General features: G+C 69.8%; 9 protein-coding genes. 5 read left to right on the top strand and 4 right to left on the bottom strand.

The annotated features are described in order from the left end of the window. Positions 1-43 precede the first annotated feature (43 nt). A complete protein-coding gene (locus ACWCXB_RS20780) occupies positions 44-841 on the top strand; it encodes an ABC transporter ATP-binding protein (RefSeq protein ID WP_450725033.1) in 798 nt (265 codons plus the stop codon). A gap of 103 nt (positions 842-944) precedes the next feature. Here ACWCXB_RS20780 and ACWCXB_RS20775 read toward each other — a convergent pair whose 3' ends face one another. Further along, a complete protein-coding gene (locus ACWCXB_RS20775; RefSeq protein ID WP_450724914.1) occupies positions 945-5,903 on the bottom strand; it encodes an NAD-glutamate dehydrogenase in 4,959 nt (1,652 codons plus the stop codon). 519 nt (positions 5,904-6,422) lie between these two features. Here ACWCXB_RS20775 and ACWCXB_RS20770 point away from each other — a divergent pair. Further along, positions 6,423-6,989: a DJ-1/PfpI family protein gene (locus ACWCXB_RS20770; RefSeq protein ID WP_450724912.1), complete on the top strand. Its 567-nt coding sequence runs from the start codon at positions 6,423-6,425 to the stop codon at positions 6,987-6,989. Between the two features lie 96 nt (positions 6,990-7,085). On the opposite strand, the gene ACWCXB_RS20765 is transcribed toward ACWCXB_RS20770, so the two are convergent. Then, complete coding sequence (locus ACWCXB_RS20765; protein WP_450724910.1) at positions 7,086-7,748, bottom strand: HAD family hydrolase; 663 nt, start codon at positions 7,746-7,748, stop codon at positions 7,086-7,088. Positions 7,749-7,882: 134 nt separating this feature from the next. After that, positions 7,883-8,389: a DUF6912 family protein gene (locus ACWCXB_RS20760; RefSeq protein WP_450724908.1), complete on the bottom strand. Its 507-nt coding sequence runs from the start codon at positions 8,387-8,389 to the stop codon at positions 7,883-7,885. Positions 8,390-8,665: 276 nt separating this feature from the next. On the opposite strand from ACWCXB_RS20760, the gene ACWCXB_RS20755 reads away from it, so the two are divergent. Continuing rightward, positions 8,666-9,106, top strand: coding sequence for an Rv3235 family protein (locus ACWCXB_RS20755; RefSeq protein ID WP_450724906.1), 441 nt, complete (start codon positions 8,666-8,668; stop codon positions 9,104-9,106). 408 nt (positions 9,107-9,514) lie between these two features. Here ACWCXB_RS20755 and secA read toward each other — a convergent pair whose 3' ends face one another. Continuing rightward, on the bottom strand, positions 9,515-12,343 hold the full coding sequence (secA, locus tag ACWCXB_RS20750; RefSeq protein WP_450724904.1) for a preprotein translocase subunit SecA: 2,829 nt from the start codon (positions 12,341-12,343) through the stop codon (positions 9,515-9,517). Positions 12,344-12,612: 269 nt separating this feature from the next. Here secA and ACWCXB_RS20745 point away from each other — a divergent pair, with 269 nt between their 5' ends. Beyond that, complete coding sequence (locus ACWCXB_RS20745; RefSeq protein ID WP_450724902.1) at positions 12,613-13,206, top strand: GNAT family N-acetyltransferase; 594 nt, start codon at positions 12,613-12,615, stop codon at positions 13,204-13,206. Positions 13,207-13,317: 111 nt separating this feature from the next. Further along, entirely contained in the window at positions 13,318-14,508 is a 1,191-nt protein-coding gene (locus tag ACWCXB_RS20740; RefSeq protein ID WP_450724900.1) for a winged helix-turn-helix domain-containing protein, read from the top strand. The last annotated feature ends 2 nt before the right edge of the window (positions 14,509-14,510 follow it).

The raw sequence follows: 14,510 nt of genomic DNA, 5'->3' as shown, positions 1-14,510 counted from the left end.
CGGACGCATCGACCCTGCCGACCCTGTCGATCACGTCGACCCCATCGACTGCATCGACCGCATCGACTCGGACGGCAGGACCCCCACCGTCGTCGTCGACGGCGTCCACATCACCTACAAGGTCAACGGCGCGAAGACCGGCCGCGGTGCCGCAACCGCCGCCCTGAGCAGGATCCTGTCCCGCAAGCCCGACAAGCGCGGCGGCGGCCGCGAGGTCCACGCCGTCAAGGGCGTCAGCTTCGCCGCGTACAAGGGCGAGGCGATCGGCCTGATCGGCTCGAACGGCTCGGGCAAGTCCACGCTGCTGAAGGCGATCGCGGGCCTGCTGCCGACCGCCAAGGGCAGCATCCACACCCAGGGCCAGCCGTCCCTGCTCGGCGTGAACGCCGCCCTGATGGGCGATCTGACCGGCGAGCGCAATGTCATCCTCGGCGGGCTCGCGATGGGCATGACGCGCGCGGAGATCCGCGACCGCTACCAGGAGATCGTCGACTTCTCCGGCATCAACGAGAAGGACGACTTCATCTCCCTGCCGATGCGGACGTACTCCTCCGGCATGGGCGCCAGGCTGCGCTTCTCCATCGCCGCCGCCAAGAGCCATGACGTGCTCCTCATCGACGAGGCGCTCGCGACGGGCGACGCCAGGTTCCAGTCCCGCAGCCGGCAGCGGATCGCCGAGCTGCGCGAGGAGGCCGGCACGGTCTTCCTGGTCAGCCACAGCAATTCGACGATCACGTCGACGTGCGACCGCGCGCTCTGGCTGGAATCCGGGACGCTGCGGATGGACGGCCCGGCGAAGGAGGTCGTCGCGGCGTACGAGGCCTTCACCAAGAAGACATAACAAGAACAAAGAACACAGGCAGCACAGGAAGGGGCGCCCGCCTCCATGGCGGGCGCCCCTTCGCTGCTCATTCGGACGCTGAGCCCCTCAGCGGCTCAGCCGCTCAGCTGTGCGTCCGCAGCAGCTGCCGCATCGTCCGCATCGCCACCGACAGGTTCGCCAGGTCGAACGTGTCCGAGCTCTGGATCTCGTCCAGCGTCGTCCGCGCCCGGCCCAGGATGGCGGCGTTCTTCTGATCCCACGCCTTGAAGCGTTCCTCGGGCGACGAAGAGCCGTTGCCCACGGACAGCACGTCCGCGGTGAGTGCGGCGTGCGCGGCGTACAGGTCCTCGCGGATGGCGGCGCGGGCCATGGACTGCCAGCGGTCGGCCCGCGGCAGCTCGATGATCCGGTCCATCAGCTCGGTGATCCGCAGCCGGTCGGCCAGGTCGTAGTAGACCTCGGCGACGGACAGCGGGTCCTTGCCCGTGCGGTCCGCGATCGCGACGACGTCGAGCGTCGGGAAGGCGGACGAGAACCCGGCGACGCGCATGGCCAGGCCCTCCGGAACGCCCGCGTCCGTGAACTCTTCCAGCAGCCCCTGGTACCACTCCAGGTCGATGCCGCGGAGCATCTTCGGCAGCTCGGCCCAGACCTGCTCGACGCCCGCCGCGAAGAACTCGATCGTCTCCGTGAGCTCCAGCGGCTGCGGCCGGTTGCCGAGCAGCCAGCGCGTGCCGCGCTCGACCAGCCGGCGCGAGTGCAGCCGGATCCGGGTCTGGACGTCGGCGGCGACCTTGTTGTCGAGCGCCTCGACGGCGTCCCACACCTCGCCGAGATCGAAGATCGCGCGGGCGGCGGTCTGCGCCCTGACGATCTCCTCGGTCGAGGCGCCGGTCTCCTCGCGGAGCCGGTGCAGGAAGGTCGAACCGCCGGTGTTGACCGTGTCGTTGACCAGGACGGTGGTGACGATCTCGCGGCGCAGCGGGTGGCTGTCGACCGCCTCGGGGAACTTCTCCCGCAGTGCCTTCGGGAAGTACGCGTGCAGCAGCCCACGCAGATACGAGTCGTCCGGCAGCGGCGTCCCGATCAGCTCGTCCGCCACCGTGATCTTGGTGTAGGCGAGCAGGACGGCGAGCTCGGGCTGGCTGAGGCCCTTGCCGCTGTTCAGCAGCTCGCGGATCTGACGGTCGTTCGGCAGGAACTCCAGCGCCCGGTCCAGCGCACCGTCCCGTTCGAGCCGGCGCATGAAGCGCTGGTGGGCGTGGAGCAGGCTCGGCGACTGGGCGACGGCGTTGGCCAGGGCCACGTTCTGCGCGTAGTTGTTGCGCAGCACGAGGCTGCCGACCTCGTCGGTCATCTCGGCGAGCAGCTTGTTGCGCTGCTTGACGGTCAGGTCGCCGTCCGTGACCAGCCCGTTCAGCAGGATCTTGATGTTCACCTCGTGGTCGGAGGTGTCCACGCCCGCGCTGTTGTCGATGGCGTCGGTGTTGACCCGGCCGCCCAGGCGGGCGAACTCGATCCGGCCCAGCTGGGTCAGGCCCAGGTTGCCACCCTCGCCGACGACCTTGACCCGCAGCTCGTCACCGTCGACGCGGATGGCGTCGTTGGCCTTGTCGCCGACGTCGGCGTTGGACTCGGTGGACGCCTTGACGTACGTACCGATGCCGCCGTTCCACAGCAGGTCCACCGGAGCCTTGAGGATCGCCTTCATCAGCTCGGCCGGGGTCAGCTTGGTGACGCCGGGCTCGATGCCGAGGGCCTCGCGGACGTGCGCGTTGACCGGGATCGACTTGGCCGTACGGGGGTGGATGCCGCCGCCCTGCGACAGCAGCTCCTTGTTGTAGTCGGCCCAGGACGAGCGGGGCAGTTCGAAGAGGCGGCGGCGCTCGGCGTACGAGACCGCGCTGTCCGGGTTGGGGTCGATGAAGATGTGGCGGTGGTCGAAGGCCGCGACCAGCCGGATGTGCTCGGACAGCAGCATGCCGTTGCCGAACACGTCACCGGACATGTCGCCGACGCCGACGACGGTGAAGTCCTGGGTCTGGGTGTCGTGGCCGAGCCCGCGGAAGTGCCGCTTGACGGACTCCCAGGCGCCGCGGGCCGTGATGCCCATGCCCTTGTGGTCGTAGCCGGCGGAGCCGCCCGAGGCGAAGGCGTCGCCGAGCCAGAAGTTGTACGAGAGGGCGACCTCGTTGGCGATGTCGGAGAACGTCGCGGTGCCCTTGTCGGCGGCGACGACGAGGTACGTGTCGTCCTCGTCGTGGCGGACCACGTCCTGCGGCGGCACGACCTCGCCCGCCACCAGGTTGTCGGTGATGTCGAGCAGCGCCGAGATGAAGGTCTTGTAGCAGGCGATGCCCTCGGCGAGCCAGGCGTCACGGTCCACGGACGGGTCCGGGAGCTGCTTGGCGACGAAGCCGCCCTTGGCGCCGACCGGCACGATCACGGTGTTCTTCACCATCTGCGCCTTGACCAGGCCGAGGATCTCCGTACGGAAGTCCTCACGCCGGTCGGACCAGCGGAGCCCTCCGCGCGCGACCTTGCCGAAGCGCAGGTGCACACCCTCGACCCGCGGCGAGTACACCCAGATCTCGTACGCCGGGCGGGGCGCCGGCAGGTCCGGGATGGCCTGCGGGTCGAACTTCATCGACACGTAGCCGTGCCACTCGAAGCCCTTCGCCTCCTGGAAGAAGTTGGTGCGCAGGGTCGCCTTGATGACGGTGAGGAAGGAGCGGAGGATCCGGTCCTCGTCGAGGGACGCGACCTGCTCCAGGGCGGCGTCCAGCTCCTCCAGCAGGGCGTCGGTCAGCTCGGTGCCGGCGCGCTGGCGGTCCGGCGCCATCCGGGCCTCGAAGAGGTTGATCAGCAGCCGGGTGGTGTGGACGTTGTTGAGGAGCGTGTCCTCCATGTAGTCCTGGCTGAAGGTCGAACCGGCCTGCCGCAGGTACTTGGCGTACGCGCGCAGCACCATGGCCTCACGCCAGGTGAGACCGGCGCGCAGCACGAGCGAGTTGAACGTGTCGTTCTCCGCGGCACCCGTCCACACGGCGGAGAAGGCGTCCTGGAAGCGCTCGCGCGCATCGTCGGCGAGGTAGTCGCCGTTGGCGCCCGCGGTCGGCATCCGCAGACCGAAGTCGTAGACCCACGCGTGCGTACGGTCCGCGCAGCGCAGCTCGTACGGCCGCTCGTCGATGACCTCGACGCCCAGGCGGTTGAGGACGGGGAGCACGGCGGACAGGGAGACCTGGTCGCCCGTCCGGTAGATCTTGAAGCGGCGCTCACCGGGGGCGGCGCCGACCGGCTCGTAGAGGGAGAGCGAGAAGTCCTTGTCGGAGCGGGCGAGCTGCTCCAGGTGGACCAGGTCGGCAACGGCGGCGCGCGGCGAGTGGTCGGCCTTGTAGCCCTCGGGGAAGGCGTTGGCGTACTTGCGCAGCAACTCGGCGGCGCGCTCCTCGCCGAGCTCGGCGTTGAGCGCCTCGGCGAAGCCGTCGGCCCAGGAGCGGGCGGCCTCGACCAGCCGGGCCTCGAGGCGCTCCTTGTCGGCGTCGGTGAGATGGGTCAGCTCGGTGCCGGGCGCGACGCGCACGACGAAGTGCAGCCGGGTGAGCACCGACTCGGTGCTCATGAGGGTGAAGTCGACGCTGGTGCCGCCGAGCTCCTCCTTGAGGATGCCGGTCAGGCGCTCGCGGACGGTGGTGTTGAAGCGGTCACGCGGCAGGTAGACGAGGGCCGAGTAGTAGCGGCCGTACTCCTCCTGGCGCAGGTACAGCCGCAGCCTGCGGCGCTCCTGCAGGTAGAGGACGCTGGTGACGATCTCGCGCAGCTCGTCGGGCGGGGTCTGGAACAGCTCGTCGCGCGGGTACGTCTCCAGGATCTGCAGCAGGTCGCGGCCGTCGTGGCTGTGCGGCGAGAAGCCGGCGCCGTCGAGGACCTCCTCGACCTTGCGGCGGATGACGGGGACGCGGCGCACGGACTCGGTGTACGCGGCCGAGGAGAACAGGCCGAGGAAGCGCCGCTCGCCGACGACATTGCCCTCGGCGTCGAACTTCTTCACGCCGACGTAGTCGAGGTACGACGGACGGTGCACGGTGGCGCGGCTGTTGGCCTTGGTCAGGATCAGCAGCTTGTGCTCGCGGGCCTTGGCCCGGGCGTCGGCGGGCAGCCGGTTGAAGGAGGGGCTCACCGGGTGGCCGTGGGCGTCGTCGCCGGTGTGGTGCGGGTCGGAGCGGAGGATGCCGAGGCCGGTGCCGGGGACGGCGGCGAGCGCGTCGCCGTCGACGAGGTTGTACTCGCGGAAGCCGAGGAAGGTGAAGTGGTCGTCGGCGAGCCAGCGCAGCAACTCGCGGGCCTCCGCGACGTCCTCCTCGCGGAGGTCGTCGGCGATCGGCTCGTTGGGCAGCTCGTCGGCGATGCGCAGCGCGGCGTCGCGCATCTTCTCCCAGTCCTCGACCGCCTCGCGGACGTCGGACAGGACGCGGAGCAGGTCGGTGGTGATCTGCTTCAGGTCGGCGCGGTCGGTCTCGCGGTCGATCTCGACGTGGATCCAGGACTCGGTGAGGGCGTCGTGGGGCAGCTTTGCCCTCGCGCCCGAGCCGGAGCCGTTGGGCTCGGTGCTGAGCACCTCGATGAGCCTGCCGGTGACATCGCGGCGGACGAGGACCTGGGGGTGGATCACGACATGGATGCCGCGGCCCTGACGGGAGAGCTCATTGGTGACCGAGTCGACCAGGAACGGCATGTCGTCGGTGACGACCTCGACGACGGAGTGGCTGCACGTCCAGCCGTTCTCCTCGACGGTCGGGGTGTGCACCCGGACGTTGGCCGTGCCCTGCGGGCGGTTCTCCGCCAGCCGGTAGTGCGAGACAGCTGCGCCGAAGATGTCGACGGGGTCGCGGTCGGTGAGGTCCTCGGGTGCCGTGTGCAGGTAGTAGCGCTGGAGATACGCGAGGAGGGTGTCCTTGTCCGGACGCTCCCCGCTGTCGGACCCAGTCGGAAGTTGCCCCCCGCTTGGGCTGTGCTCAGCTACCCGGGCAGCCCTCTCGAGCAACTCGGCCTTGGCTTCGTCCAGCTTGGTCTGCATGTCCTCTGGCTCCTGTCGCGCGCCGTTGCGTGACGTAGGTGGAAAAGATGGCACAACGCCACGACGCGGGGTGTCCGGTCGGGATCGACGCTATGCCGTGATGAGAGATGTCCGGGCCGTTCTCGGCCACATCCGGCAGCCGGCCCGGGCGACGACCGCGACAGCGGCCGCGGGGAAGATCAGCTCGCACCCGGCCGCTGTGGCGTTCCGGGCGCAGGCCGGGGGCTTCACTGCCCCCACGGCATATCGCGCTGATCACGGGTCAAGGCTATCGCTCCGCACCCCTGCCCCGTCATGAGCCGTATGTGTACAAAAGCGGGCTCGGAAGTTTGACACTCTGGACAGCGACACATGGCCTCTTGGCAAACGGCTCCGGGCGAGGCAGGTTGTCTGCGTGACCTGAAGCCCGACAAATCAACGTCAATCACCGACGAAGGCCGAGCCGACGAAGGCGAAGCCGACAAAGACACAGACGACGACCGATCAATACCGCCACATCGATACCGGGGAGCAGTAGCCATGACTGTGCAGATCCTGATCGTCACCGGTGACGCGGCCGAGTCCCTCGAGGTCCTGTACCCGTACCAGCGGCTTCGCGAGGAGGGGTACGAGGTCCACATCGCCGCCCCCTCGCGCAAGAAGCTCCAGTTCGTCGTCCATGACTTCGAGCCGGGCTTCGACACGTACACGGAGAAGCCGGGCTACACCTGGCCCGCCGACCTGGCGTTCTCGGAGGTGGACCCCGGCGACTACGCCGCGATCGTCATCCCGGGCGGCCGGGCGCCGGAGTACCTCCGGAACGACCCCGAGCTCCGCAAGATCCTCAAGTCCTTCTTCGACGCGGACAAGCCCGTGGCACAGATCTGCCACGGCCCCCTGCTGACGGCCGCCACCGGCAGCCTCACGGGCCGCAGAGTCACCGCCTATCCCGCCCTGGAGCTCGACATGCAGGCCGCCGGCGCCTCCTTCCGCGACACGGAAGCCGTCGTCGACGGCACCCTGGTCTCCTCCCGCGCCTGGCCGGACCACCCCGCCTGGATGCGCGAATTCCTCACGGTCCTGCGGGCCAAGGCGCCGCTGAGCTGACGCGACCGGGTCGGCGCCCCCGACGACCCTGACGGGGGCGCACCGCCCACAGAGCTGCACCGCCCGCAGAGCAGCTGCAGCGGCCGCCGACAGCGGCTACGCCGCCAGCTCCTCCGCGACGTTCACGGCCTCCTCGAGGCTGTCCACCACCGGCACCCCCGCCGCCTCCAGGCTGGCCCTGCTGTGCGACCCCCCGGTGTAAAGCACCGCCCTCGCCCCCACATGCGCCGCCGCCACGGCGTCGTCCACGGCGTCCCCGATCACGACGACCCGCTCCGCCTCGACGCCCTCCAGCGCGGACAGATGGCGCACCATGTGCTCGGTCTTGCCCGCGTGCGACCCCCCGATCCGCCCGTCGACCCGTACGAAACGTGCCTCGATGCCGTGCCGCCGCACGATCGGTATCAGCTGCTCGTGCGGAGCCAGCGACAGCAGCGACTGCGTACGCCCCGACGCCTGCCGCTCCGCGAGCAGCTCCGCCGCCCCCGACGTGAGCGCGCACCCGTCGGCCCGCACCCAGTAGTGCTTGTGGAACACCGCGTCCATGACCGCCCACTCGTCGTCCGTGGGCAGCCGGCCCATGAGGCGCTCGTAGAAGCGCGGCACGGGCACGCAGTACAGCTCCCGGTACCGCTCGAGCGTGATCGGGTCCAGCCCTATCTCCGCGAAGGATGCGTTCGTCGCGTCGATGACCGCGTGGATGTCGTCGAGCAGTGTCCCGTTCCAGTCCCAGACCAGATGCGCGCTGTGCTTCCCCATGCCGAGAAACGGTACCGCCCGGGTGTGACAGCGAGGCATGCGCGCCAGAACAGGCGCTCGGCGGGAGGCCGACCGGGGGCCGGCGGGAAGGTCGGCGAGAGGCCGACGGGAGCCGGCAGGGGCCGACAGGAGGGTCAGCCGATGAGCCCCGGGATCTCCTGCACCCCGAACCACAGCAGCTCATGGTCCTCCGCGCCGTCCACGATGAACTGCGCGTCGTCGTCCCCGTGATCCGCCGCCCCCAGCGCATCCCCCGCCGCGGCCACATCGGCCTCCGCCTCGTCGGAGTCCACATGCACCGACGCCGCCTTGGTCAGCGGCACGGCCGAAGCGATCCGCACTTCGCCGAGCGAAGCGGACCCGAGCGCCTGCCCGGGATCGGCGACGGCCGCGCCGTCCGGTACGTCGACGGCGACGACGACCCGCCGCCTGGCCGCGCCCGGGTCCCCGGCGAGCAGCCGGAGCGACGCCGCCGCGGCCCTGCTCAGCGCGGCGTACTCGAGCTCCTCGATGTCGTCGGAGACGTACCACTCGCGCAGCGCGGGAGTCACGGCGTACGCGGTCAGTGGACCGGGGCCCAGCTCGCCGGCCTTGTGCGCCTCTGCGAGACCGGGGAGGGTCAGGGGTACGTAGACGCGCATGACAGGCCGCTTTCGTCGTCGGGTGAGCACTTAAGGATACGTGCGGAGTACCCCATCGGGCTGCTTCCGGCCGCCCTTTCAGGCGTCGCACCGGCGCGCCTCCGATCCGCCTCCGACCCGCCTCCTCCCGGGTCCCATGCACCTTCCCGTCACCCGGATAGGTGATCTTCGGCGCCCGCTCCCGCAGGGTCCGGCGGCCCTTGCGACCGCACCCGCCGCGCCCGTACAAGATCCCCACCGAAAGTTACTTATGGGTATCGAAGGGGGCGCCAGACCATGGACCACACCTCGGCCAGGACACGCACGAGGCCCGGCGGCCGCCACGACAGCCGCGGCCCTGGGCGCGCACCACAGCGCACGGCGCCGCCCACCGGGGGCAGGTCCCGCCTCCCCCGCTACTGGTTCGCCGAACGCCTGCTCGCGGTCCTCAGCGGCACCCGCCCGGTCCACTGGATGCTCGGCCACACGATCGGGGACGCGTACGAACACCTCATCCGCCTCGCCCCGGGCGCCCCACTGGCCACGAACGGTCTGCGGCCGGTCGTCCGCCACTGCGACGAGTACGTACCCCGCCCCGGCGTCATCGAGGCCTTCGCCCGCATCGGCGCAGGCGACCGCGTCCGCGCCATGGCCTTCCGCCTCGAGCAGGGCCCCGACCTCCGCTGGCGCTGCGCTGCGGTGGAGCTGGGCGGCGAACGCATCACCGTCGGCACATGACTCGCGCCCCCGCAGCAAGTGCCCCCACACCCGCCGGGCCACCCATGCCCCGGCGGCCGGGGTGCAGCCCGAGCCTCTGGCCGCCTGCGGCCCCCACTGCAGGCGCCCCGGCCTCAGGGGCCGCCCGGCAGCCGGCGCCCGCACCACCGCGCCTACGGGCCCGGCGCGGGGTGCGCAGCCGATGAGTCCACCGCCGCAACCCTCGCCGCCCCGAGGCGCCCCGAGGCGCCTCCGAAGGGCTTCGACGGCTCGGACGCGACGTCCCGACGGCCGCGGGCCTCGAAGGCCCGCGCAGGCAGGCACGCGCCACCACAGTCGGCCACACAACGGCTGTGGGGCCGGACACCAATGTGCCCGGCCCCACGACCCGTATACGCCGCCCACGCCGCGAGGCGAAGGCGGAGCGGGTTACTTCCTGCGGCGGCGCCCGCCGTTGCTCTTCTGCGCCTTGCGGCGCTCCGCGCGCGTCATGCCGTCCGACTCGGACCGCGCCCCAGGCTCACCGTTCGTGAAGTCGCCCTCGACGATGCTGCCCTCGCCGTCGACCTTCGGCGCGGTGAAGTGCAGCCGGTCCGGCCGCTGCGGCGCGTCGAGCCCCTTGGCGCGGATCTCGGGACGGCCCGCGCCCGCACCCGCGGGCACCGCGTCCTCCTTGACCAGCGAGGCCTTCTCGGCCGCGTCCTGCACCGGGATCTCCTCGACCTGCTGCTCGACCTGGACCTCCAGGTTGAACAGGTAGCCGACGGACTCCTCCTTGATGCCCTCCATCATCGCGGTGAACATGTCGAAGCCCTCGCGCTGGTACTCGACCAGCGGGTCCTTCTGGGCCATCGCGCGCAGGCCGATGCCCTCCTGGAGGTAGTCCATCTCGTAGAGGTGCTCGCGCCACTTGCGGTCCAGAACGGACAGCACCACGCGCCGCTCCAGCTCACGCATGATGTCCGAGCCGAGCTGCTTCTCGCGCTCGTCGTACTGCTCGTGGATGTCGTCCTTGATCGTCTCGGCGATGAACTCGGCGGTGATCCCGGCCCGGTCGCCGGCCGCCTCCTCCAGCTCCTCGACAGTCACCTTCACCGGGTAGAGCTGCTTGAAGGCGCCCCACAGCCGGTCCAGGTCCCACTCCTCCGCGAAGCCCTCGACGGTCTCCGCCTGGATGTACGCGTCGATCGTGTCGTCCATGAAGTGGCGGATCTGCTCGTGCAGGTCCTCGCCCTCCAGCACACGGCGCCGCTCGGCGTAGATGACCTTGCGCTGCCGGTTGAGCACGTCGTCGTACTTCAGGACGTTCTTACGCGTCTCGAAGTTCTGCTGCTCGACCTGCGACTGCGCCGACGCGATCGCGCGCGTCACCATCTTGTTCTCGATCGGCACGTCGTCCGGAACGTTGGCCATGGACATGACCCGCTCGACCATCTGTGCCTTGAACAGGCGCATCAGGTCGTCGCCGAGCGAGAGGTAGAAGCGCGACTCGCCCGGGTCGCCCTGACGGCCGGACCGACCGCGCAGCTGGTTGTCGATGCGGCGGGACTCATGGCGCTCGGTGCCCAGGACGTAGAGCCCACCGAGGTCCTTGACCTCCTCGAACTCCGCCTTCACGGCCGCCTCGGCGCGCTTCAGCGCGTCCGGAAGGGCCGCGGCCCACTCCTCGACGTGCTCGACGGGGTCCAGGCCGCGCTGGCGCAGCTCCGCCTCCGCCAGGTCGTCGGGGTTGCCGCCGAGCTTGATGTCCGTACCACGGCCGGCCATGTTCGTGGCGACCGTGACCGCGCCCTTGCGGCCGGCCTGGGCGACGATGATCGCCTCACGGTCGTGCTGCTTGGCGTTGAGCACCTCGTGCTGGATGCCGCGCTTGTTCAGCTGCTGCGAGAGGTACTCGGACTTCTCGACCGACGTCGTACCGACGAGGATCGGCTGGCCCTTCTCGTGCTTCTCCGCGATGTCGTCGACGACGGCATCGAACTTGGCGACCTCGGTGCGGTAGATCAGGTCGGACTGGTCCTTGCGGACCATCGGCCGGTTCGTCGGGATCGGGACGACGCCCAGCTTGTAGATCTGGTGGAACTCGGCGGCCTCGGTCATCGCCGTACCGGTCATGCCGGACAGCTTCTTGTACAGAAGGAAGAAGTTCTGCAGGGTGATCGTGGCGAGCGTCTGGTTCTCGTCCTTGATGTCCACCCCTTCCTTCGCCTCGATCGCCTGGTGCATGCCCTCGTTGTAGCGGCGGCCGGCGAGGATACGGCCGGTGTGCTCGTCGACGATCATGACTTCGCCGTCGATGACGACGTAGTCCTTGTCCTTCTTGAAGAGTTCCTTGGCCTTGATGGCGTTGTTCAGGTAACCCACGAGCGGGGTGTTCACCGACTCGTAGAGGTTGTCGATGCCCAGCCAGTCCTCGACCTTGGAGACGCCGGACTCGTGGATGGCGACGGTCCGCTTCTTCTCGTCGACCTCGTAGTCGCCGGTCTCCTCGATGCCCTTCATCGGGTTGCCCGGCTCGCCCCTGGTGAGGCGCGTCACCAGCTTGGAGAAGTCGCCGTACCACTTGGTGGCCTGGTCGGCGGGGCCGGAGATGATCAGCGGCGTACGGGCCTCGTCGACGAGGATCGAGTCGACCTCGTCGACGATCGCGAAGTTGTGGCCGCGCTGGACGAGCTCGTCCTTGGACCACGCCATGTTGTCGCGCAGGTAGTCGAAGCCGAACTCGTTGTTCGTGCCGTACGTGATGTCGCACGCGTACTGCTCGCGGCGCTGCGCGGGCGTCATGTTGGCCAGAATGCAGCCGACACTGAGGCCGAGGAACTTGTGCACCCGGCCCATCAGCTCGGAGTCGCGCTCGGCCAGGTAGTCGTTGACCGTGATCAGGTGGACGCCCTTGCCCGAGAGCGCGTTGAGATACGCGGGGAGCGTGCCGACGAGGGTCTTGCCCTCACCGGTCTTCATCTCGGCGACATAGCCGAGGTGCAGCGCGGCGCCACCCATGAGCTGGACGTCGTAGTGACGCTGGCCGAGGACGCGCTTGGCGGCCTCGCGGACGGTCGCGAAGGCCTCGGGCAGCAGGTCGTCGAGGCTCTCGCCGTCGGCGTAGCGCTCCTTGTACTCATCGGTGAGCGCGCGCAACTCGGCGTCGGAGAGGGTGACGAAGTCCTCCTCGATGGAGTTGACCTGGTCCGCGATGCGGTGCAGTTTGCGCAGGATCTTGCCTTCGCCTGCACGCATGAGCTTGTTGAAGACGGACACTGAGGTTGGTCTCCTTGCCGGTCGGGCCTGGCACTGGGTCGTGTGATGGACACTGGCGCGGGCACGGCAGGTGGACCCCACCGCAACGGCCATCGTAAGCGAGGACACCGCCAGGCCGGGAGGTCCTCCCCCACTGGGCTTCACCCAGGGGTGCGCCCCGGGACGAAGACCGACTGCCGCGCATCAGAACAACGCTCGGGAGGCGCGGAAGGTGCCGCTGATCTCGAAAAGTGTTCGCATGCCGGACGGACAGTCACCAGAATCCCTCCATGGAGCCCATTACTCTCAGCACCGAGCGCCTGGCGTTGCGCACCTTCACGGCCGACGACGCGGAAGAGGTCCGTGCGGCTTGTCAGGATCCCGACATCCAGCGGTGGATTCCGGCCATTCCTGTGCCGTACGAGCGGCAGCACGCGGAGGAGTTCGTCGGCCTGATCGTTCCGGACGGCTGGCGCAGCGACTCGGCGTACACCTTCTGCGTCCGCCCCCGGGGCGGCGGCCCGCTTCTCGCCTCGACCAGCCTGCACCACCCGCGCGAGGGCGCGTGGGAGGTCGGCTTCTGGACGGCCAAGGAGCACCGGGGCCGCGGATACGCGACGGAGACGGTCCTGGCGCTGGCCCGCTGGGCCTTCACCGAGCTGGCCTGCAACCGCCTGGAATGGTGTGCCGAGGTCGGCAACGAGGGGTCGCGCGGCGTCGCGGAGAGGGCCGGCTTCACGGTCGAGGGCGTCCGGCGCGCGGGCATCCGTAACCGGGAGACCGTCCGGGACAGCTGGGTCGGCTCGCTGCTGCCTTCGGACCTGGGTCTGCTGTCGGCGCTCCCGTATCTGCCCGCGAAGGCGTGCCGCGGGTCCGAGCGCTGAATTTCCTGGATCACTGGACTACCTGGCCCGGATTACCGGATCACCTGGCCTGGATTACCGGATTACCTGGTCAGAGCCCGGCTGTCAGTGCCTGCCTCTAAGGTGCGGGACATGACGACTGTGCCGCCCGCCGCTGCCGAACTGTCCGCCGACGAGGCCCGCCGCATAGCGCTGCGCGCCCAGGGGTTCCTCGGTGCCCCCGACCGGCGGGGCGGCGTGCGTGGCGTGCTGCGCCATCTCGGTGCCGTCCAGCTGGACACGATCTCGGTGCTGGCACGCTCGCACGAGCTGATTCCGTACGCGCGCCTGGGAGCGGTCGGCCGCAAGACGGTCGAGGACGCGTACTGGACGGCCGCATCCTATGGCGCGTCTACGACACGTCCCCACGCCTTCGAGTACTGGTCGCACGCGGCCTGCATCCTCCCCGTCGAGGAGTGGCCGCACTTCGCCTTCCGCCGCCGCGCCTACCGCGCCCGCCCGCACTGGTACCACGACCTGCCGGACGGCGCCTATGACGCGGTGATCAAGCAGCTGCACGCCGAAGGACCGCTCACCGCCACCGAACTGGGCGGTGCGAAGAACGGCGGAGAGTGGTGGGACTGGTCCGAGTCGAAGGTCGCCGTCGAGCGGGCCTTGATGTACGGCGAGGTGGTGTGCACCGAGCGGCGCGGCTGGAAGCGGGTGTACGACCTCGCCGAGCGCGCGATCCCGGACGAGGTGTTCCATGACGAGCTGGACGACCGCGAGTGCCTGCGGCGGCTGGTGCGACTGGCCGGGCAGTCCCTCGGCGTGGGCACCCGCGCGGACATCGCGGACTACCACCGGCTCAAGGGCGAGCAGTTCGATGCCGTGATCGCCGACTCGGGTCTTGTGCCCGTCCGGGTCGAGGGCTGGGACAAGGCGGCGTGGGCAGACCCGGAGGCCCTGGCGAGCGAGCCGCGCGGACGCCACCGTACGACGCTGCTCTCACCGTTCGACTCGCTGATCTGGGAGCGCGCACGCACCGAGCGGATCTTCGGCTTCACCCACCGCCTGGAGGCGTACGTCCCCAAGGCGAAGCGGGTGTACGGCTACTTCGCGATGCCGCTGCTGTCGGGCGGCAAGCTGCTGGGCCGCGTCGACCCGGCCCGCGAGGGCACGACCCTCGTCGCCCGGCAGGTCTCCCTGGACACCCCGAAGGCGGTGCTCCCCATGGCCCAGGCGCTGCGGGAAGCCGCGGAGTGGGTCGGCTGCGACTCGGTCCGCGTCGAGCGTGTCGACCGCCCCGAGCTGATGGCCCCGCTGGTGGCGGCCCTCACCTGAGC

The organism is Streptomyces sp. NPDC001514 (genome assembly GCF_053597075.1).
Note: the sequence above shows the minus strand (reverse complement) of the source record. Positions and strands in the feature narration are given on the sequence as shown.